We start from the raw sequence: 19,135 nt of genomic DNA, 5'->3' as shown, positions 1-19,135 counted from the left end.
TGCGGGGGTCCGGGGGGTGCAAAACCCCCCGGCAGCAACGCCGCCGCCTAACCCGACACCTGCGCCAGCAGAACCGCCGCCGCCGCCTGCTCGACCCCGCGCTTGGCGCCGCTGCCCGACGCCTCGGCACTGCGACCATCCGCCAGCCGCACCGTCACCTGAAACACCGGCGCGTGGTCCGGCCCCTCGCGCCCGGTTTGCTCATAAACCGGCGGCGGCATTCCTTGCGCCTGCGCCCATTCCTGCAAGGCGGTCTTGGCATCGCGGGCATCCGCCGCCACATTCGCCAGCCGTTCCGCCCACAGCGTCAGGATCACGTCGCGCGCCGCATCCAGCCCCGCATCCAGATAAACAGCGGCCAGCACCGCCTCCATCGCGTCGGCCAGCAAGGCATCTTTGCGCCGTCCGCCCGACAGCTGTTCCGACCGGCCCAGCTTTAACACATCGCCAAGACCGATCTGGCGGGCAATCTCGGCGCAGGTTTCGCCGCGCACCAGCGCATTCAGGCGCGGCGCAAGCTGGCCCTCGCTGGCCTGACGGTCGGCGGCGATCAGCGTTTCCGCGATCACCAGCCCCAGCACCCGGTCGCCCAGAAATTCCAGCCGCTGGTTATCGGGGCGGCTGACGCTGGAAATGGACCCATGCGTCAGCGCACGTGCCAGCAATTCGGGCCGGGAAAAATCATGCCCCAGCCGCGCCATAAAGGCCCGTGTGTCAGCCGCGACCTTCAATGCACCGCCTTGAAGAAACGATCCGCCCGCCAGGTCCAGAAATACAGCAGCGAGTTCCCCGCGGACGAAAACATGATCCGGTCGGCACGACCGATCAGATATTCAGCTGGAACAAAGCCCAGACCGCCGGTGATGGCGCCAAAACGCGAATCCTCGGAATTGTCGCGGTTGTCGCCCATAAAGAAATACTGCCCTTCGGGGACGGTAAAGACCGGCGTATCATCGGCGATCCAGCCGTCACGGATGTTCAGCACATCATAGGACACGCCATTGGGCAGGGTTTCGGTAAAGCGCGGATATTCGCAGACCCCGCCCGGCGGCACGGGATCATTGGCGCAGGCAGGCACCAGACGCTGCGGCCCCTGCGGCTCTTTGGGTTCCGAGAATATGCCGTCGGGCACCTGCGGCACCTCTTGCCCGTTGATGAACAGCCGCCCGCCGCGCATCTGCACGGTATCGCCGGGCATCCCGATCAGCCGCTTGATGAAATCGACGTTACGCGTCGGATGCCGGAACACCACCACATCGCCGCGCACAGGTTCGCTGGCCAGAATCCGACCGGAAATCGGGCACATGCTGAACGGGCAAGAATGCCGAGAATAGCCGTAGGCCATCTTGTTCACAAACAGGAAATCCCCGATCAGCAGCGTGTCTTTCATGCTGCCCGAGGGAATCCAGAACGGCTGAAAGAACAGCGTGCGAAAGATCCCGGCGATTACCAGCGCCCAAAAGATGGTGCGGATCGTTTCGATGATGCCGCCCTCTTTGCGGGCGGTGCTGCGGTCTACCATGTGCTGCGGTCCTTTCCGGTTCGCAACCGTCATGGGGCGGCGGGGCGGGCAAAGTCAAGCGCCGGGCAACGGCAGCGCCTCGATCACGACGAAAGCCTGCGCCCAGGGGTGATCGTCGGTCAGGGTAACGTGAACCACGGCCCGGTGGCCGGGCGGGGTCATATCGGCCAGCCGCTGCGCCGCCCATCCGGTCAACGCCATGACCGGCTGTCCGGTATCCAGATTGCCAACCGCCATATCCCGCCACGCGATTCCCATACGCAGCCCGGTGCCAAGCGCCTTGGAGCACGCCTCTTTCGCCGCCCAACGTTTCGCCAGCGTCGCGGCCTCGTGCGGGCGCGACCGCGCACGGGCCAGTTCGCGTTCGGTGAACACGCGGTTGCGGAACCGATCACCGTGACGGCCCAGCACAGCAGCGATGCGGTCGATGTTGCACAGGTCAGTGCCGATACCGAGGATCATGGCCGGACTTACTCGACCAGCCGCGCGGTAATCTGCCCGCTCGCCTGATTGATCGTGACGGTCAGCGTCGCCGGGGCGCCACCGCCGGTTTCCGGCACAAAGGTTTCCGCCGGCATCGTCACCACCAGCCCTTTGGCCGGGTCATAGGTCGCGGTGCGCGCCGGAAAATCCAGTGCGTAAAAGCCCGAGGGCCAGCCGCCCCGCACCGCCTCGTGCAGCGACACGACGCGGCACTGCCGGGCCTGCGCCTCGTCATAGGGCGGTGACAGGATCAGCAGATGCACCGAGGCCGCCGCCGGTTCGATGCTGTCAATCTGCGCCAGCCGCACCTCGCCATTGGCATAGCTGGCGGACATCTGTTCCCAGGGTTCGGCAATCGAATCGGCCCGCGTCCAGTCGCCGCAGGGGTTAACGGCTTGCGCGGCGGCGGGGGCGGCGGTCAGGGTCAAGACCACAGCGAAACGGATCATAGGCGCGCCTCCTCCATACAGCGGCGCATCTCGCGGATCGCCGCGTCCAGCCCGATGAACACCGATTCCGCGATCAGGAAATGGCCGATGTTCAGTTCCGCAATCTGCGGGATCGCGGCGATGGGCCCGACGGTGGCAAAGGTCAGGCCGTGGCCTGCGTGAACCTCTAGCCCCAGCGATGCGGCCAGTTCCGCGCCTTCGCGCAGGCCGGTCAGTTCAGCGTCGCGTTCGGCCAGCCGCCCCTCGGTGTCAAAGTCGCAATAAGCGCCGGTGTGCAGTTCCACCACTGCCGCGCCAATCCGGGCCGCCGCCTGAATTTGCGCCGGTTCATGCCCGATGAACAGCGACATCCGGCAGCCCGCATCCCGCAGCGGTGCGATGAAATCGGCCATGCGCGATTCCTGCCCGGCCACGTCAAGCCCGCCCTCGGTCGTGCGCTCCTCACGCTTTTCGGGAACGATGCAGACGGCATGAGGGCGGTGGCGCAGCGCAATGGCCTGCATTTCCGCCGTCGCCGCCATTTCCAGGTTCAGCGGCAGGCGCAGTTCTCGCATCAGCGCGTCAATATCGGCATCGGTGATGTGGCGGCGATCCTCGCGCAGATGGGCGGTGATGCCATCCGCGCCCGCCTGTTCGGCCAGCCTTGCGGCCCGCAAGGGGTCAGGCCAAGGTGTGCCGCGCGCATTGCGGATCGTGGCAACGTGGTCGATATTGACGCCAAGACGCAGCATAAGATTACCTTTTCCCTGATCTGCGGGCAGATTAGCCGTGAAGTTCGGTCTGCGCCACCCACCAGCCGGGGCGGCGCAGCGCATCCGCCGCCGCCCGCGCCTGCGCCGGCGTGTCGAACAGACCAAAGCAGGTGGCCCCCGACCCCGACATGCGCGCCAGTCGTGCCCCCGTTGCCGCCAGCGCATCCAGCACATCGCCGATCGCCGGAACCAGACGCCGCGCGGGCGCTTGCAGATCGTTGCGGCAGGCCGCGGCAAAGCGGATCAGCCCATCGGCATCGCGCCATTCCGGCACCGGCATGGGCGGGTTGTCGCGGCGATCCAGCGCGGCAAAGACAGCAGGGGTTGCCACCGCCACCCCCGGATTGACCAACACCACCGGCACGGGCGGAATGGCGGGAACCGGGTCCAGCACCTCGCCCACGCCGCGCATCCGGGCGGGGCGACCGGCCAGACAAACCGGCACATCCGCGCCCAACCGTTCCAGCGCATCGGGCAGCGCCAGCCCCTGCCGGGCAAAGCCGCGCAGCACCGCCGCCGCATCGGCCGAGCCACCGCCGATGCCGCTGGCGACCGGCAGGTTCTTGGTCAGCCGGATCGCCGCCTGCCCGCCGATGGCGCGGGCCGCGTGCAGGCACAGGTTGTCATCGCCCGCGCTCAACCCCGCAGCAAAGGGGCCGTCGATGGTCAGCGACAGCGGGCCGGGCGACAGGTCGATCACATCGCCCACATCGCCAAACACCACCAGCGAATCCAGCAGATGATAGCCGTCCTGACGCCGCCCGGTGACATGCAGCGTCAGGTTCAGCTTGGCTGGCGCGGGTTCGGTTGGCATTACGGCTGTGGATCGGCGTCGCCTGCGGGGGACCGCGCACCACCGTTGCCCGCCGGTTCATCAGCCAGCACCGCATCCAGCCCACGATCCAGCTTGGCGCGCAGGCGGTCAGGGTCCATGTCTTCCTCGGTCTGGGCACCGCTGCCCAGCAAGGACAAGGCCCGGCGCCATTGGATTTCGGCCTCGCGTTTGCGCCCGACCATCCAGTAGATGTCGCCAAGGTGATCGTTAATCAGCGGATCATTCGACATGCTGCGCGCGGCGTTTTCCATCGGCGCAACCGCTTCGTCATAACGGCCCAGTCGGTAATAGGCCCATGCCAGCGAATCCTGAATATAACCGTCATTCGGCGCCAGTTCGACGGCCTGCTTAATCATGTCCAGCCCGCGTTCCAGGTTCATGTTCCGGTCAATCCAGGAATAGCCCAGATAATTCAGCAGGCTGGCCTGATCAGGGCGAATCTCGATGGCGGCCAGAAAATCAGCCTCGGCCCGGTCGAACTGGGCTGACCGTTCCAGCGCGATCCCCCGCGCATAAAGCGGGAACCAGCGCGCTTCGTCCGGGGCATCGGCCAGCAGTGTCAGCGCCTTGTCATAGGCGGGCACAGCGGCGGCGTGCTTGGCCTGCTGGCGCAGCAGATCACCCAGTGCGATCCACGCCTGCGGCAGATCAGGATAAGCGGCAGTCAGGGCCAGCGCGGCCTTTTCGGCCTCGTCCTTGCGTTCGGCGCGGGACAACGCGTCGATGCGCGCCAGTTCGGCCACAGGGCGCACCGCACCCAACCCGGCCAGCGCATCGAATTCCTGTTCAGCCAGATCAAACTGCCCCTGCGACTGCAAAAGCTGAGCGACCATCAGCCGCGCTTCGCCCAGTTCCGGGGCCAGCCAGCTTGCCAGCCGGGCATGGATCAGCGCCAGCGGGTCAGGGTCGGGTCCGGGGGCCTGCGCCATCGCCATGCCAAAAGTCAGGAACACCTGCGCCATCCCGTCCTGAGGCGAGCGGATCACGTCAAAGGCCACGGGCATCCCGGTCACAAGCTGCGCGCGCAGCGCCAGCAGCATCGGTTCGGATTCGATGCCCTGAATGGCGTCCAGCATGTCAATCGCATCTTCGTGGCGGTCAAGCTGCGCCAGAATCTGCGCGCGGGCGATAAAGCCCAGAATATGTGCCCCGGTCTGCGGATCGGCCAGCAAATCCGCGGCACCTTCGTAATCACCAGCCATCGCACGGGCCAGTGCAAGGTGATAGTTAACCATCCCCTGCGCACCGGGAATCCGGGTCAGGTCTTCGAACGTGGCCAGCGCCTCGGTCGCCTGTCCGGCCCCCATCTGCGCCCAGCCACGCAGCATCTCGTCCAGCAAAACCCGGCCCGGAGGCTCACCCTGCGCCAGCGGCGGGGCGGCATCCAGCAGCGCGATCAGGCCGGGCCAGTCGCCCGCCCGCGCCAGATCCGCACGGCGGACCAGACCCGACAATTCCGAGGGATGTTCCTGCTGATCCGCAATGCGGTGCGCCACAGTCGCCGCCTGATCGAACCGCCCCGAAGACACCAGCGCGATCAGGGCCGAATCCTCAAGGTAAGCATTGCCGGGATCTTGCGAGACGGTGCGCAGGAAATAATCGGCGGCGGCGCGGAAATCATTGTCGGTCGCCGCCATACGCCCCGCCAGATACGGCCCGGCCAGACCGCGCGTCAGCGGGGCCGATGACGCGGTTTCAGCCTGTTCGGCGGCTTCTGCCGGGGCGGCATCATCCTGCGCCGCGACCGTCTGGCCCGCCATGGCGGCAATCAGGGTTACGATCAAGGCGGCGTGTCTGCGGGTGCTGCGGGTCAAATCATCCGTCCTGTCGGTAGTGTCGCATCTGCGGCGATACCCTAATGGCAGGCCGGGCGGCGGGCAACGCCACCCCGGCCCGGCCAGATCACATATTCGGGTAGTTCGGCCCGTCGCCACCCTGCGGAGTCGCCCAGTCGATGTTCTGCGACGGGTCTTTGATGTCGCAGGTTTTGCAATGCACACAGTTCTGAAAGTTGATGACGAAACGCGGGCCGGAATCATCGCGGATCACCTCATACACGCCCGCCGGGCAATACCGCTGCGCCGGTTCGTCATATTCGGGCAGGTTCACCGCAATCGGCACCGAAGGATCACGCAGCCGCAGGTGACAGGGCTGCGATTCTTCGTGGTTGGTAAAGCTGAAGGCGACGTTGGTCAGGCGGTCAAAGCTTAACTTGCCGTCAGGACGGGGATAGTCGATGACCGGGAAATCGGCTGCCTTGCCGGTCGCGGCAGCGTCGGTTTTGCCATGGCGCCAGGTGCCCAGCGGGTTCCAGCCGGTGATATTGGCCACCCACATGTCAAACCCGCCCAGACCCAGGCTGGCCCACAGGCCCAGCCTTGACCAGATCGGCTTGACGTTGCGCACCCGTTTCAGATCCTTGGCGATCGGACCACTGCGCACTTCGTCTTCATAGGTGGTCAGGCGGTCCCCTTCGCGCCCGGCGGCAATGGCGGCAGCGGCGGCCTCGGCCGCGGCGATGCCCGACAGCATGGCGTTGTGGTTGCCCTTGATGCGCGGCACGTTCACCAGACCGGCCGAACAGCCCAGCAGCACGCCACCGTCAAAGGCGATGCGCGGGATCGACTGCCAGCCGCCCTCACTGATCGCGCGGGCGCCATAAGCAACCCGTTTGCCGCCCTCTAACAGTTCAGCGATCATCGGATGATGCTTGAGCCGCTGGAATTCCATATAGGGATACAGATGCGGGTTCTGATAGTTCAGATGGACCACGAACCCGACCAGAACCTGATTGTTCTCAAGGTGATAGATAAAGCCGCCACCGCCCGCATTCTTGCCCAGCGGCCAGCCCATCGTATGCACGACGCGGCCTTTATGAAATTTCTCGGGACTGACCTCCCAGATTTCCTTCATGCCAATGCCGAATTTCTGCGGATCATGCCCTTCTGACAGGTTCAGCCGCGACATGATGACCTTGGCCAGCGAGCCGCGCACACCCTCGGCGATGAACACATATTTGCCGCGCAGCTCCATGCCCGGTTCGTATCCGTCGCCGATGCTGCCGTCGGGGTTGCGGCCAAATTCGCCCGCGACCACGCCCGCCACACGGTCGCCGTCCCAGACCACCTGGCTGGCGGCCATGCCGGGGAAGATTTCCACGCCCAGCGCCTCGGCCTGTTCGGCCAACCAGCGGCAGACATTGCCCATGGACACGATGTATTTGCCATGGTTCGACATCAGGGGCGGCATTGGCCAGTTCGGCACACGGATCTGGCCCGCCTCGCCCAGAATATAGAAATTGTCGTCCGTCACCTCGGTGGTGACCGGCGCGCCCTTTTCGCGCCAGTCGGGGATCAGCCGATCAAGGCCGGACGTATCCAGCACCGCGCCCGACAGGATATGCGCCCCCACCTCGGACCCTTTTTCCAGAACGACCACATTCAGATCAGAGTCGATCTGTTTCAGCCGGATCGCGGCCGACAGCCCGGACGGGCCGCCCCCCACGATCACAACGTCATAATCCATCGATTCGCGTTCGATGAGGCTCTCGTCGCTCATGGCTGCGTCCTTCCCCTTTGTTCGGCAGAATCAGTAACCCGCCTGTCTGCGCAGGGCAATCGTGACGGTGGGAAGAATCGTGCCGAACCTGTCCGGTGGGGTTGCAAATCCCCCCCGCTTGGGGTCAGGCTTGCCGCAACAGCTGCGCCCCTGCCACCAGATTGGCGGGGGCGTTCGATTAACACCACAGCCGGAGAGGTTGCGATGGAAAAGATACCGATGACGCGCGCGGGCCATCACGCGCTGGAAAACGAGTTGCGCGATCTCAAGGCGAATGATCGCCCGGCGGTGATCCGCCAGATCGCCGAAGCGCGCGAACATGGCGATCTGTCTGAAAACGCCGAATACCACGCCGCCCGCGAAAAGCAGAGCTTTATCGAGGGCCGGATCAAGGAACTGGAAATGATCCTGTCGCGGGCCGAGGTGATCGACACCTCGCGCCTGTCGGGGGCGGTGAAATTCGGCGCCAAGGTGACATTGCTGGACCAAGACACCGACGAAGAAAAAACCTTTCAGATCGTCGGCGAGGCCGAGGCCGATCTGGAACGTGGTCTGCTGAACATGAAATCACCGCTGGCCCGTGCCCTGATCGGCAAAGAGGAAGGTGATTCCGTCGAGGTGGTGACGCCGGGCGGGCAGAAAGATTACGAAATCCTGTCGATCCGCTACGAATGAACGGGTTGCGCGACAGGATCGAACTGCTGCGTCAGCGCGACGGCGCGCTGACCGTCGGCTTTGCCCTGAGCGCCGTCTGGCTGCTGATGGTGCTGGTGTTCTGGCTGTTCGGCCCGGCGGGTGACGGAACGGCCAGCGGTCTGGCGCGGCTGGTGTCGGCCATCGGTGTGGTGATGCCGCTGGCGCTGATCTGGCTGGCGGTCGGGCTGGCGCGGTCCATCGCCACCCTGCGCGCCGAGGCCGATGATCTGCGCGCAAGGCTGGCGCAGATGCGCGCCGCCGGGGGGGATACGATCCGCCCCGCCACCGCACCGGCAACGCCCCCTGCCCCAGCGGCAACGGCGACACCCGCTGCCGCGGCCCCCGTCACCCCTGCCCCGCCGCCGTCCGCCGCCCTCGCGCGGGTGCGGCCTGCGGATACACGTCAGACCGCAATGCGCTTTGACGCGCCGGAATCCGTGCCTATCGACACGACCGACCTTATTCTGGCGCTGAACTTTCCCGATGGTCCCGACGATCTGCGCGCCATCGACGCCCTTCGCGCCGCGCTGCGCGACCATGACACCGCCCGGCTGATCCGCGCCGCGCAGGATGTGGTGACGCTGCTGGCCGAAGCGGACCTGTATATGGACAGCCTGCGCCCCGACCCGGCCCCGCCTGAATTATGGCGCCGCTTTGCCGATGGCGCGCGTGGCAGTGCGGTCGCGGCGATTGGCGGCATCCATGACGAAACCGCGCTGGAGATCGCCTCTGCCCTGCTGAAAAACGACGAGATTTTCCGCGACAGCGCCCATCATTTTCTGCGGCATTTCGATCTGGCACTGACGCGGGTGATTTCGGGGATGAGCGATGACGACATCGCCGAACTGGCGCAGACCCGCTCGGCACGCGCCTTTATGCTGTTGGGGCGCGCGGCGCATATCTTTGGCTAGGCTGCCTCTGCGGTGCGTATTCGGGCAAACATCAAGCCCGCCGCCGTTTTCACGTAACGACCAAACAGGGCCGGGCGCGCGTCTGTGCGGCCCCCGGCCCCTTTTCTCAGATCCCGGCGTCCACAATAGCGCGGGCCAGCACCGGGACCGTTTGCTGGTTCAGTCCGGCGATGTTCAGCCGCGAATCGCCGACCATATAGATCGCCGCGTCCTGTTTCAGCCGCTGCACCTGTTCCGGCGTGGCCCCAAGCCGCGAGAACATGCCGCGATGCCGGGCAATGAAATCGAAACGGTCCGAGCCGGTCAGGTCGCGCAATTCGCCAGCCAGCTGTTCGCGCAAGGCCAGCATCCCCTTGCGCACGTCCTCTAGCTCGGCGGCCCAATCGGCGCGCAGGGCGTCGCTGGTCAGGATGGTGGACACGATGCGCGCGCCATGATCGGGCGGGAAGGAAAAGTTCTGCCGGTTCAGAAAGGCCATCGACCCCTGCGTCAGATCGCGGATAACAGAGTTATCGCAGACCGCCAGCAGCAGGCCGGTGCGTTCGCGGTAGATGCCAAAGTTCTTGCTGCACGAGGCGGCGATCAGCACCTGCGGCAGGCGTGACACGATCAGCCGGGTGCCTGCCGCGTCTTCCTCCAACCCGTCGCCAAAGCCCTGATAGGCCAGGTCGATCAACGGGATGGCGCCGCTCTTTTCCAGAATATCGGCAACTTCGGCCCATTGATCCAGCGTCAGGTTGGCGCCGGTGGGGTTGTGGCAGCAACCGTGCAGCAACACCACGTCATCCTTGCGGGCGCGGGCCAGATCGGCCTTCATCCCCTCGAAATCGACGCCACGGGTTTCCGGGTCGAAGTAACGGTATTCGACCGAGGGCAGCCCCATGAATTTCAGGATCGAGTTGTGGTTCGGCCAGGTCGGGTCAGATACATAGATAGTGACACCGGGGTTCGCCAGCCGCGCCAGTTCCAGCGCCTGACGCACCGCACCTGTGCCCCCCACCGAAGCAACGCTGGCCACTCGGTCGGCGGGCCAACCCTCGCCCAGAATCATCGTGGTCAGCGCGTTGCGGTAATCCGCCTCGCCCGCCAGCCCGGTATAGGTTTTCGTGGTCTGACTTTCCCAGATCTGCTGTTCGGCGGCCTTGACCGCGCGCATGACCGGGGTCAGACCCTGCGCATCCTTATAGACGCCAACACCCAGGTCGATCTTGCCCTGACGGGTATCGGCCTTGAATTCCTCGATCAGCATCAGGATTTTGTCAGGGGCTTGGGCTTTCAGATTGGACAGCATCTCAGGCGTCTCCGGTTGCGATCTTGAGGTCGTCAAAGCTGCCCCATTCGGTCCAGCTTCCGTCATAAAGCGAATGGTCGCGGTGTCCGGCGCGTTCCAGCGCCAGCAACAGCACGGCGGCGGTGATGCCGCTGCCGCAGGTGGTGATGGCCGGGCGGGTCAGATCGACGCCCGCCGCCTGAAAGGCCGCGCGCAGCTCATCTGGCGATTTCATCGTGCCATCGGCGTTCAGCACCTGCCCGAACGGCAGGTTGCGCGCGCCCGGAATATGGCCCGAGCGCAGGCCGGGGCGCGGTTCGGGCACATCGCCGCGAAAGCGTTCGGGGCTGCGCGCGTCGATGATCTGGTAATCGCCCAACTTGGATGCCGCCGCCACCTGCGTCACGTCGCGCACCAGATGCGCCTGCCGCTGCACCGTCATGTGACGGTCGCGCAGGATCGGGGGCATGTCCTCGACCTCGCGGCCTTCGGCCTGCCATTTCTGGAAACCGCCGTCCAGAACCGCCACATCATTCTTGCCCATCAGGCGAAAGGTCCACCAGACCCGCGCGGCGCTGCGCACGTCGGAATTGTCATAGACCACCACCTGATGCCCATCACCGATGCCCATGGCGCGCATCCGGCTGATGAACATTTCCGGCTGCGGCGCCATATGCGGCAGGCCGCTGCGTTTGTCGGCAATCTCGTCGATGTCGAAAAAGCGCGCGCCGGGGATATGCGCCTGTTCGTATTCGGCGCGGGCATCGCGTCCCAGCGCGGGCATGTGCCAGCTGGCGTCGATAATGCGCAGATCGGGGTCTTTGATGTGATCAGCCAGCCACCCGGTTGAAACCAGAACCTGCGGATCGTCCTTTGCCGTATCGCTCATCCCGCGCGCCCCCGTGCTGATGCAAATCGCCCCGATTTAACCGCAGTCAGGGCGCGGGGCAACGGCCTATCCGCCCAGATGCGTCGTCCCGCGCGCCTCGGCCAGTTCGACCTGACGCTGACGCTCGCGAAAGCGGGTGCGGTCGGCATCGCTGTATTCACCGGCGCAGTGGTGGCACTGGACCCCGGTTTCGTATTCGGGACGGGCACGATCTCCGGGCGACAAAGGTCGGCGGCAGGCGTGACACAGCCCGTCATGCGCACCCTGCGCCAGCCCGTGCGTCAGGCTGACCCGCTGATCGAACACAAAGCAATCGCCGTGCCACAGGCTTTCGCTTTCGGGCACATCCTCAAGGTATTTCAGGATGCCGCCTTGCAGGTGAAACACCTCGGGCACGCCTTCGCCCAGCAGAAAATTGGTGGATTTTTCGCAGCGGATGCCGCCGGTGCAGAACATCGCCACCCGCTTGCCCGCGAACTGATCGGCATTCGCCCGCCACCACGCCGGAAAATCGCGAAAGCTGCGGGTGCCGGGGTCGATGGCGCGGGCAAAGCTGCCGATGGCGTATTCGTAATCGTTGCGGGTGTCGATCACCACCACATCATTGGCCGAAATCAGCGTGTTCCAGTCGCCCGGCGCGACATAGCGCCCGACGGCCGCTGTCGGGTCCACGTCAGGCTGGCCCATGGTGACGATTTCACGTTTCAGCCGCACCTTCATGCGAGCAAAAGGCATGGTGTCGGCCCGGCTTTCCTTCCAGACCAGACCGTCACAACCCGGCAGGGCGCGGATGTGATCCAGCACAGCGGCAATGCCCGCCGCCGGTCCGGCAATGGTGCCGTTGATGCCTTCACGCGCCAGCAACAGCGTGCCACGCACGCCATGGCTGGTGCACTCAGACAACAGCGGCCCGTGAAGGGCCGCCGGATCGTCAAATCGGGTAAAGTGATACAGCGCGGCGACAGTCAGCATATGCTGCCCTTAGCCGCCGCGCTGCCTGGTCGCAACCTAGAACCGCAGGCCCAGCGCCATGCCGCCCAGCAAATAGCAGAACAGCGTAATCAGCACGACACCGACAATGTTCAGCACCAGACCACCCCGCGCCATCTGGCCGATGGTCACATAACCCGAACCGAACACGATGGCGTTCGGCGGCGTGCCGACCGGCAGCATGAAAGCACAGGTCGCCGCGAATGCCGCCGGGATCAGCAGCGTCATCGGATCGGCCCCGATACCCAGCGCAACCCCGCCCAGAATCGGGATAAAGGTCGCCGCCGTCGCGGTGTTCGAGGTGATCTCGGTCAGGAACAGGATCAGCAGGGTGACAACACCCGCCAGCGCAAGAATCGGCAGCGCGCCAAGACCTGTGACCTGCGCGCCGAACCACTGGTCCAGCCCCGAGGCCGCAACCGCGCCCGCCAGTGCCAGACCACCGCCGAACAACAGCAGCACACCCCAAGGCAGCCCGTCCTCGGCATCCTTCCATTCCAGAACCATGCGCTGTGTGCCCTGGCCCGGCAGGATGAACAGGATGATCCCCGCCGCAATGGCGATAGCCGTGTCATCCAGATTGCCCAGCGGTCCAAGATCCAACCCCAGCAGGCTTTTCAGCAGACCAGGCACGACCCAGAAAAACGCCGCGCCGCCAAACACCAGCATCACCATCCGTTCGCCCTGCGACACAGGGCCAAGACCGGCGATTTCACGGTCGATCATCTGACGCCCGCCCGGAATCTCGGTCAGGTTGAACCGATACAGCACGTTGGTCATCAGGAACCACGCGATGAAAATAAAGGTAAAGGCCAGCGGCGTGCCAACCATCATCCACTGAAGAAAGCCGATCTCGCGCCCCAGTTCATCGCGGACATAGCCGGCAACGATGGCGTTGGGCGGGCTGCCCAGCAGCGTGCCAAGCCCGCCCATGCTGGCCGACCATGCAATCGCCAGCACCAGACAGACGCCAAAGGCACGGATTTCAGGATCGCGGATCGCATCCGACAGGGTGGCGCCTTCATCCAGCGCATCGCCCACGCTATCGGCGCTTTGCGCAGTGGCCTTGCTTGCGATCACCAGCTTGAGCACTGACAGCGCAATCGGCAGCATCATCAGCGTAGTGGCCGTGTTCGACACCCACATCGACAGGAAACCGGTGGCCAGCATCAGCCCCAGCACGATCCGCTTGGGTTCAACGCCGACCTTGCGCAGCGTCAACAGTGCGATACGGCGATGCAGGTTCCATTTCTCCATCGCGATGGCGATCAGGAAACCGCCCAGAAACAGGAATACGATGGAATTGGCATAGGCCGAAGTCGTTTGCCCCACCGTCCGCTCGGTCAGCGCCGGGATCAACACCACCGGCAGCAGCGATGTGGCCGACAGCGGGATCGCCTCGGACATCCACCAGATCGCCATCAGCGTGCCGATGGATGCGACCACACGGGCATCATGCGACAGCTCTGCCGCGTTGCCCAACAGCATGTAAACGATCAGCGCCGCAATGATCCCGCCAGCACGGAAAATCCAGATCCACTGACTGCCGGCACCCGGCCCGTCAGGATATTCTTCGTATTGCCCCTGATGGCGTGGTTCATCCATAATGAGTTTCCCCCCTTGCTCATTTCCATCAATTTTCCCGTATCATCTTCTCTTACTGCGATGCACCCGCCGTAAGGGTCAAGCATCATGCGACTTTGGGCCGCATTTATCGCCGGGAATCGCCGCCATTGACGCGCCCCCGTCAGATGTTACCAGTGTCGTTCAGCGTAATCGTGGGGGGAACCGCTGTGGCAAGCGCCTTGATCGTTATCGACATGCAGCTGGATTTCTGCCCCGGTGGGCGTCTGGCTGTGGCTGGCGGTGATGAAATCGTGGCAGGGATCAACGATCTGATGGCTGATTATGATGCAGTCGTGCTGACGCAGGACTGGCACCCGCAGGATCACGCCAGCTTTGCCAGCAACCACCCCGGCGCAGCGCCGTTCAGCGTGGCGCAGATGCCCTATGGCCCGCAGGTGCTGTGGCCCGACCATTGCGTGATCGCGACCGAGGGGGCCGGGTTTCACCCCGCGCTGGCCGTGGATGTCGCCGATCTGGTGATCCGCAAGGGATTTCGCCCGGCCATCGACAGCTATTCCGCGTTCTTTGAAAACGACCGCACGACGCCGACCGGGCTGGCGGGATATTTGCGTGACCGTGGGCTGGATGATCTGACCTTTGTCGGGCTGGCGCATGATTTCTGCGTCGCATGGTCGGCGATTGACGCGGCCCGACTGGGCTTTCGCGCCCGCGTGATCGAATCCGCAACCCGCGCCATCGACCTTGACGGGTCGCTGGGCCGTGCCCGCGCCGACATGGCCGCCGCCGGCGTGATGCAGGAGTAATCAGATGGTCGATATTGCCACCCGCGTCTATAACCACAAATGGAAGATCGACCCGATCGTGCGATCGCTGATCGACACCGATTTCTATAAACTGCTGATGTGCCAGTCGGTGTTCCGTAACCGGCCTGATACGCAGGTGACATTCAGCCTGATTAACCGATCCCGCAATGTGCCGCTGGCCCGGCTGATCGACGAGGGCGAATTGCGCGAACAGCTTGACCATGTGCGCGGCCTGTCACTGACGCGCGGCGAAAGCACATGGCTGCGCGGCAATACCTTCTATGGCAAACGCCAAATGTTTCGCCCTGATTTCATGGAGTTTCTGGAAAACCTGCGCCTGCCGCCCTACCATCTGGAACGCAGGGGCGACCAGTATGAATTGACCTTCGAAGGCCGCTGGCCCGAGGTGATGCTGTGGGAAATTCCCGCGCTGGCCATCCTGATGGAGCTGCGTTCACGCGCGGTGCTGGGCGAGATGGGGCGGTTCGAATTGCAGGTGCTCTATGCCCGCGCCATGACCCGGATCTGGGAAAAGATCCAGAACCTGCGGCATCTGGACCGGCTGCGTATCGCCGATTTCGGCACCCGCCGCCGTCACTCGTTTCTGTGGCAGGACTGGTGCGTGCAGGCCATGATCGAAGGTCTGGGCAACCGCTTTATCGGCACCTCGAACTGCCTGATCGCCATGCGCCGCGACATCGAGGCCATCGGCACCAATGCCCACGAATTGCCGATGGTCTATGCCGCGCTGGCCGATACGGACGATGATCTGCGGCAGGCCCCCTATCGCGTTCTGGCCGACTGGCACGAGGAACATGACGGCAATCTGCGCGTGATCCTGCCCGACACCTATGGCACCAAAGGCTTTCTGGACGGCGCACCCGACTGGCTGGCGGGCTGGACCGGGGTGCGCATCGACAGCGGCGATCCGGCGACGGGTGCGGAAACCGCAATCCGCTGGTGGCAGGACCGCGGCGAAGACCCCCGGCAAAAGCTGATAATCTTTTCCGACGGGCTGGATGTTGAGCAGATCAACAACCTGTATCAGCAGTTCCACAACCGGGTGAAGGTCAGCTTTGGCTGGGGCACGCTGCTGACCAACGATTTCCGCGGCCTTGTCGCGGGCGATGGTCTGGCGCCGTTTTCGCTGGTCTGCAAGGCGGTGGCGGCGAACGGGCGGCCCACCGTCAAACTGTCCGACAACCCCGCCAAAGCCACCGGACCCGAGGATGAAATCACCCGTTATCGCCGCGTGTTCGGGGTCGGCGATCAGCAGGCGCAGCAGGTCATCGTCTAACGGCAGAGCGTCGCTTTTTCGCCTTGGGCGGGCATTGCACGCCGTCTGATTGGGATGCGGCGGCGACAGGCTGAGGGATTCGGCGTAATCGAACAGGGCTGAATGCCTGTGCTGGGTGTGCTTTTGGGGTGATCGTCCGCGCGGGAATTGCCCGTGCATGTGTTTTGCGCGACCGGCATCAGGCCAAGGCCGAATATCCGCAGATATGGCTGCGCGGCAGCCCGTGCACTGACGACTGCCGCGCTTTGGCCGGATTATTTCCTCTTACCAGAGCGGGCTTCGATTTTGGGCAGATTGCGCAGGATCTTTTTCAGGCCCTTTTCGTCAACCATCCGCGCAGCCTTGCCCGGCGACACCCAGCGGCGGGTGCGCTGACCTGCTTCGGGATAGCTGTCAGCAAGCTCGGACACTTCGACGGTAAAGACCCGCACCTGAACCGGGATGATGCCGCCAGTGGAATCGTTCAGCTTGTCATAGTCATAGCGGCCAATTTCGTCCCGGCTGATATTGCCTTTGACACCCGCTTCTTCCCACGCCTCCTGCATGGCGGCATCGGCATCGCTGCGGTCTGTCATCGGCCAGCCTTTGGGAATGATCCAGCGCCCGGTGCCGCGACTGGTAATCAACAGCACCTTACCGCTGGCCGGATCGCGGCACAGCGCCCCCACCTGAATTTTCAAAGTGGGCATCACAGCAGAGGGCACGGCGACAGCCGCCGTGATATTGGCGCTCATTTCAGTCAATCGTCCTGCCTCTCGTCAATCTTGCCGCGCAATAGCTTGATCGCACCACGTTCCGTCTTGGCCTTCAGCCGCCTGCGCTGGCTGCCCAGGGTCGGGCGTGTGGCAATGCGCCTTTTTGGCACAACGGTTGCCGCCCGGATCAGTTCCGCCAGCCGTTCACGCGCCAATTCGCGGTTGCGCGCCTGACTGCGGGTTTCCTGCGCCAGGATCACCACGGCACCATCCTGCGTCCAGCGTCGCCCGGCCAGCCGCCGCAACCGCCGTTTGACCGAATCGGTCAGGCTGGGCGAGCGTTCAGCCTCGAAGCGCAGTTCAACGGCGGTCGAAACCTTGTTCACATTTTGCCCCCCCGGCCCCTGCGACCGGGTGAAATGTTCCGACAGCTCCCATTCATGGAGCGAGATAGTGTCTGACACATAGAGCATTTGGCCTTTTTACGGCGCGTTATGCCTGCATGAAAAGACATGTTGATTAATTTAAAGTGAAATCTGACGCAGAATGGTCGCAGATTTCAGGTCACTTTCCCGTGACTTGATTCAGGCCAATCACGGAATGGCAGAACCGCGCCCCCCTCACGGCTTTGCCGGACACGCGCCAGATCGGCCTGCGCAAACACCCAGCCGGGCACGTCCATCGCACCTTGGGCCACGATCCCGGTTTCAGGCCACAGCCCATCCGGCGGACCATAAATGGCTGCCCTGCCCCGGTTTTCATCCACGGCAGGCGACCAGTCGCACAGGCCGACCGTGGGCGATTGCACGACAATGCATTGATTTTCCAGCGCCCGCGCCATCGCCCCGATCCGCACCCGGTTAAAGCCCGCAACCGTATCGGTGCAGGACGGCACCAGCAGCAGTTCGGCCCCCGCATCCGCCAATGCCCGCGCCAGCAAGGGAAATTCGCTGTCATAGCAGATCAGCACCCCGATCCGACCCAAGGCGGTGTCGAACAGCCGCAAGCCCGGCGCGCCGACAACATTCCAGCTTTCGCGCTCGAACCGGGTCATCACCTGTTTGTCCTGATGGCCGATCACGCCATCCGGGCCAAACAGAACCGCGCGGTTCACCGGGCGCGCACCCTGAAACACCGGCCCCGAGGCCGCAAGGATGTGGCAACCACGTTCCCGCGCCAGCCGTTCATGCAGCGCGGCGGCTGCGGGCATGTGCCGCGCCACCTCGTGCAGCGATTGTTCCAGATCACCGGCCACCGACCGCCCGCCAAGGCTGGCCAGCTCCATCGCGCCATATTCGGGGAAAACCAGCAGATCGGCATCGTCGGCGTCATCGACCCAAGCGGTCAGTTTGGTCTGATAATCGGCAAAGCTGTCGAACCAGTCCAGCGGATAGGCGGCAGCGGCAATTTTCATAGCGGGCGCATCCAGAATTGCAGGTCTTTACGGGTCTCGGCGGCATCACCCACATCCCGCCATGTGAACGAGGCGATTGCGCCGGGCAGCTTTTCGTATCCGCGCTTGCGCCAAAACCCGTCCAAAGAGCGATAGTCGGCCGGGCGTGCGGGGTGGTCAACCGGGCGGATCACGCTGCAAAAGGCGCAATAGCGGTGGCCCAAGGCGCGGGCGTGGCCTTCGCGCGCGTCAAAAAAGGCATGGCCCAGGCCGTGGCCGCGATATTCAGGCAGCAGCACCGATTCGGCGCAGTAAAATATCTGCTCCAGCGGTTCGGGGCGGTGGGCAAAGGCGGCGGCGAAATCTGCGGCGTGATCCGTCATCGGCGCGCCGGTGGCCGCGCCCACCACGCGCCCAGCGTCCAGCGCCGCCACGACCACCGCGCCAGGCGATTGATAGGCGCGCAGATAGTCCCGCTCATACGCCAGATCGCCATCGTAAAGATACGGCCAGTCGCGGAACACCGTAATGCGCAGCCGCGCCACATCATCCAGCGCGGCAGTCAGATCATCCCCGGTCAGGACGCGGGTTTCGATCATGCCGAAACCTGCGCCACCCAGTCGGCAAGGTTATAATAGGTGGTGACGCGGGCGATCTGGCCGTCGCGGATGGTAAAGAACGACCCGGCGGGCAGACGATAGGTCTGACCGCGCGCCTCGGGCAGACCGGGGTCGGTTTTCAGATAGGTGCCGTTCACCACGAATTCCGCCGCCGCACGGTCGCCGGTGTCATTGGCAAAGATCACCATATCCGTCAGGTTCTCGCGATAGCTGACGGTCATATGGGCGTTAAATTCGGCAAACAGAGCCTTGCCCTTGCGGATTTTGCCTTCGTTGACGTGGTGTTCCACTTCATCATGCAGCAGGTCCATCATCTCGTCCGTGCGACCGGCGTTGAAAGCATCGTAATAGGCGGCGATCAGGGCTTTGGCGTCCATCATCTTCT

General features: G+C 64.2%; 21 protein-coding genes. 4 read left to right on the top strand and 17 right to left on the bottom strand.

What is annotated here, in order from left to right:
- Window positions 1-47: 47 nt before the first annotated feature.
- The 8 genes from rnc to Q4G22_RS01930 form a co-directional block, all read right to left on the bottom strand.
- Complete coding sequence (gene rnc / locus Q4G22_RS01965) at window positions 48-731, bottom strand: ribonuclease III (RefSeq protein WP_303384217.1); 684 nt, start codon at window positions 729-731, stop codon at window positions 48-50.
- Entirely contained in the window at window positions 728-1,522 is a 795-nt protein-coding gene (gene lepB, locus Q4G22_RS01960; RefSeq protein ID WP_303384216.1) for a signal peptidase I, read from the bottom strand. Before lepB ends, rnc begins: the two co-directional genes overlap by 4 nt.
- 54 nt (window positions 1,523-1,576) lie before the next feature.
- Window positions 1,577-1,984: a holo-ACP synthase gene (acpS, locus tag Q4G22_RS01955; RefSeq protein WP_303384215.1), complete on the bottom strand. Its 408-nt coding sequence runs from the start codon at window positions 1,982-1,984 to the stop codon at window positions 1,577-1,579.
- A gap of 8 nt (window positions 1,985-1,992) precedes the next feature.
- Window positions 1,993-2,454: a hypothetical protein gene (locus Q4G22_RS01950; protein WP_303384214.1), complete on the bottom strand. Its 462-nt coding sequence runs from the start codon at window positions 2,452-2,454 to the stop codon at window positions 1,993-1,995.
- Window positions 2,451-3,185 carry a pyridoxine 5'-phosphate synthase gene (locus Q4G22_RS01945; protein WP_303384213.1) on the bottom strand — a complete coding sequence of 245 codons (735 nt, stop codon included), beginning with the start codon at window positions 3,183-3,185 and terminating at the stop codon, window positions 2,451-2,453. The genes Q4G22_RS01950 and Q4G22_RS01945 overlap by 4 nt, the downstream gene beginning before the upstream one ends.
- Before the next feature lie 31 nt (window positions 3,186-3,216).
- The gene (locus Q4G22_RS01940; RefSeq protein WP_303384212.1) at window positions 3,217-4,020 is read right to left on the bottom strand and encodes a 4-(cytidine 5'-diphospho)-2-C-methyl-D-erythritol kinase; all 804 of its coding nucleotides are present in this window, start codon (window positions 4,018-4,020) and stop codon (window positions 3,217-3,219) included.
- Entirely contained in the window at window positions 4,020-5,855 is a 1,836-nt protein-coding gene (locus Q4G22_RS01935) for a tetratricopeptide repeat protein (RefSeq protein WP_303384211.1), read from the bottom strand. The genes Q4G22_RS01940 and Q4G22_RS01935 overlap by 1 nt, the downstream gene beginning before the upstream one ends.
- An 88-nt stretch (window positions 5,856-5,943) precedes the next feature.
- The gene (locus Q4G22_RS01930; protein ID WP_303384210.1) at window positions 5,944-7,599 is read right to left on the bottom strand and encodes an electron transfer flavoprotein-ubiquinone oxidoreductase; all 1,656 of its coding nucleotides are present in this window, start codon (window positions 7,597-7,599) and stop codon (window positions 5,944-5,946) included.
- Window positions 7,600-7,803: 204 nt separating this feature from the next.
- Here Q4G22_RS01930 and greA point away from each other — a divergent pair, with 204 nt between their 5' ends.
- Together greA and Q4G22_RS01920 are read left to right on the top strand one after the other, a co-directional pair.
- Window positions 7,804-8,274: a transcription elongation factor GreA gene (gene greA, locus Q4G22_RS01925; RefSeq protein WP_303384209.1), complete on the top strand. Its 471-nt coding sequence runs from the start codon at window positions 7,804-7,806 to the stop codon at window positions 8,272-8,274.
- Window positions 8,271-9,206 (top strand): hypothetical protein, encoded by a 936-nt coding sequence (locus Q4G22_RS01920; RefSeq protein ID WP_303384208.1) that lies wholly within the window; start codon window positions 8,271-8,273, stop codon window positions 9,204-9,206. The genes greA and Q4G22_RS01920 overlap by 4 nt, the downstream gene beginning before the upstream one ends.
- Before the next feature lie 106 nt (window positions 9,207-9,312).
- Here the strand turns inward: Q4G22_RS01920 and Q4G22_RS01915 are convergent, their stop codons facing one another.
- From Q4G22_RS01915 to Q4G22_RS01900, 4 genes are all read right to left on the bottom strand, one after another.
- The gene (locus tag Q4G22_RS01915; protein ID WP_303384207.1) at window positions 9,313-10,497 is read right to left on the bottom strand and encodes an amino acid aminotransferase; all 1,185 of its coding nucleotides are present in this window, start codon (window positions 10,495-10,497) and stop codon (window positions 9,313-9,315) included.
- A gap of 1 nt (window position 10,498) precedes the next feature.
- Window positions 10,499-11,365: a 3-mercaptopyruvate sulfurtransferase gene (sseA, locus tag Q4G22_RS01910; protein WP_303384206.1), complete on the bottom strand. Its 867-nt coding sequence runs from the start codon at window positions 11,363-11,365 to the stop codon at window positions 10,499-10,501.
- Between the two features lie 66 nt (window positions 11,366-11,431).
- The gene (locus Q4G22_RS01905) at window positions 11,432-12,337 is read right to left on the bottom strand and encodes a rhodanese-related sulfurtransferase (protein WP_303384205.1); all 906 of its coding nucleotides are present in this window, start codon (window positions 12,335-12,337) and stop codon (window positions 11,432-11,434) included.
- 36 nt (window positions 12,338-12,373) lie between these two features.
- On the bottom strand, window positions 12,374-13,960 hold the full coding sequence (locus Q4G22_RS01900; RefSeq protein WP_303384204.1) for an SLC13 family permease: 1,587 nt from the start codon (window positions 13,958-13,960) through the stop codon (window positions 12,374-12,376).
- A 188-nt stretch (window positions 13,961-14,148) separates the two neighbouring features.
- Here Q4G22_RS01900 and pncA point away from each other — a divergent pair, with 188 nt between their 5' ends.
- Both pncA and pncB read left to right on the top strand, forming a co-directional pair.
- A complete protein-coding gene (gene pncA / locus Q4G22_RS01895; protein ID WP_303384391.1) occupies window positions 14,149-14,745 on the top strand; it encodes a bifunctional nicotinamidase/pyrazinamidase in 597 nt (198 codons plus the stop codon).
- A 4-nt stretch (window positions 14,746-14,749) separates the two neighbouring features.
- The gene (gene pncB, locus Q4G22_RS01890) at window positions 14,750-16,042 is read left to right on the top strand and encodes a nicotinate phosphoribosyltransferase (protein WP_303384203.1); all 1,293 of its coding nucleotides are present in this window, start codon (window positions 14,750-14,752) and stop codon (window positions 16,040-16,042) included.
- 254 nt (window positions 16,043-16,296) lie between these two features.
- On the opposite strand, the gene Q4G22_RS01885 is transcribed toward pncB, so the two are convergent.
- The 5 genes from Q4G22_RS01885 to Q4G22_RS01865 form a co-directional block, all read right to left on the bottom strand.
- Window positions 16,297-16,776 (bottom strand): NUDIX hydrolase, encoded by a 480-nt coding sequence (locus Q4G22_RS01885; RefSeq protein ID WP_303384202.1) that lies wholly within the window; start codon window positions 16,774-16,776, stop codon window positions 16,297-16,299.
- A gap of 5 nt (window positions 16,777-16,781) precedes the next feature.
- Window positions 16,782-17,210, bottom strand: a complete 429-nt coding sequence (gene arfB / locus Q4G22_RS01880; RefSeq protein ID WP_303384201.1) for an alternative ribosome rescue aminoacyl-tRNA hydrolase ArfB — start codon at window positions 17,208-17,210, stop codon at window positions 16,782-16,784.
- Between the two features lie 86 nt (window positions 17,211-17,296).
- Window positions 17,297-18,151, bottom strand: coding sequence for a carbon-nitrogen hydrolase family protein (locus tag Q4G22_RS01875; RefSeq protein WP_303384200.1), 855 nt, complete (start codon window positions 18,149-18,151; stop codon window positions 17,297-17,299).
- Window positions 18,148-18,729, bottom strand: coding sequence for a GNAT family N-acetyltransferase (locus Q4G22_RS01870; RefSeq protein WP_303384199.1), 582 nt, complete (start codon window positions 18,727-18,729; stop codon window positions 18,148-18,150). The genes Q4G22_RS01875 and Q4G22_RS01870 overlap by 4 nt, the downstream gene beginning before the upstream one ends.
- A complete protein-coding gene (locus Q4G22_RS01865) occupies window positions 18,726-19,127 on the bottom strand; it encodes a ketosteroid isomerase-related protein (RefSeq protein WP_303384198.1) in 402 nt (133 codons plus the stop codon). Before Q4G22_RS01865 ends, Q4G22_RS01870 begins: the two co-directional genes overlap by 4 nt.
- Window positions 19,128-19,135 lie beyond the last annotated feature (8 nt).

Source organism: Paracoccus sp. (in: a-proteobacteria), from assembly GCF_030538655.1.
Taxonomy (GTDB): Bacteria; Pseudomonadota; Alphaproteobacteria; order Rhodobacterales; family Rhodobacteraceae; genus Paracoccus.
This window is presented reverse-complemented; position numbering and strand designations above follow the sequence as displayed.

What these genes read in the sequence shown, in the direction of transcription:
- lepB (WP_303384216.1), bottom strand. Translation starts at nt 1,522, where the DNA reads ATGGTAGACCGCAGCACCGCCCGCAAAGAGGGCGGCATCATCGAAACG.
- acpS (WP_303384215.1), bottom strand. Translation starts at nt 1,984, where the DNA reads ATGATCCTCGGTATCGGCACTGACCTGTGCAACATCGACCGCATCGCT.
- Q4G22_RS01950 (WP_303384214.1), bottom strand. Translation starts at nt 2,454, where the DNA reads ATGATCCGTTTCGCTGTGGTCTTGACCCTGACCGCCGCCCCCGCCGCC.
- Q4G22_RS01945 (WP_303384213.1), bottom strand. Translation starts at nt 3,185, where the DNA reads ATGCTGCGTCTTGGCGTCAATATCGACCACGTTGCCACGATCCGCAAT.
- Q4G22_RS01940 (WP_303384212.1), bottom strand. Translation starts at nt 4,020, where the DNA reads ATGCCAACCGAACCCGCGCCAGCCAAGCTGAACCTGACGCTGCATGTC.
- Q4G22_RS01930 (WP_303384210.1), bottom strand. Translation starts at nt 7,599, where the DNA reads ATGAGCGACGAGAGCCTCATCGAACGCGAATCGATGGATTATGACGTT.
- greA (WP_303384209.1), top strand. Translation starts at nt 7,804, where the DNA reads ATGGAAAAGATACCGATGACGCGCGCGGGCCATCACGCGCTGGAAAAC.
- Q4G22_RS01920 (WP_303384208.1), top strand. Translation starts at nt 8,271, where the DNA reads ATGAACGGGTTGCGCGACAGGATCGAACTGCTGCGTCAGCGCGACGGC.
- Q4G22_RS01915 (WP_303384207.1), bottom strand. Translation starts at nt 10,497, where the DNA reads ATGCTGTCCAATCTGAAAGCCCAAGCCCCTGACAAAATCCTGATGCTG.
- sseA (WP_303384206.1), bottom strand. Translation starts at nt 11,365, where the DNA reads ATGAGCGATACGGCAAAGGACGATCCGCAGGTTCTGGTTTCAACCGGG.
- Q4G22_RS01905 (WP_303384205.1), bottom strand. Translation starts at nt 12,337, where the DNA reads ATGCTGACTGTCGCCGCGCTGTATCACTTTACCCGATTTGACGATCCG.
- Q4G22_RS01900 (WP_303384204.1), bottom strand. Translation starts at nt 13,960, where the DNA reads ATGGATGAACCACGCCATCAGGGGCAATACGAAGAATATCCTGACGGG.
- pncB (WP_303384203.1), top strand. Translation starts at nt 14,750, where the DNA reads ATGGTCGATATTGCCACCCGCGTCTATAACCACAAATGGAAGATCGAC.
- Q4G22_RS01885 (WP_303384202.1), bottom strand. Translation starts at nt 16,776, where the DNA reads ATGAGCGCCAATATCACGGCGGCTGTCGCCGTGCCCTCTGCTGTGATG.
- arfB (WP_303384201.1), bottom strand. Translation starts at nt 17,210, where the DNA reads ATGCTCTATGTGTCAGACACTATCTCGCTCCATGAATGGGAGCTGTCG.
- Q4G22_RS01875 (WP_303384200.1), bottom strand. Translation starts at nt 18,151, where the DNA reads ATGAAAATTGCCGCTGCCGCCTATCCGCTGGACTGGTTCGACAGCTTT.
- Q4G22_RS01870 (WP_303384199.1), bottom strand. Translation starts at nt 18,729, where the DNA reads ATGATCGAAACCCGCGTCCTGACCGGGGATGATCTGACTGCCGCGCTG.
- Q4G22_RS01865 (WP_303384198.1), bottom strand. Translation starts at nt 19,127, where the DNA reads ATGGACGCCAAAGCCCTGATCGCCGCCTATTACGATGCTTTCAACGCC.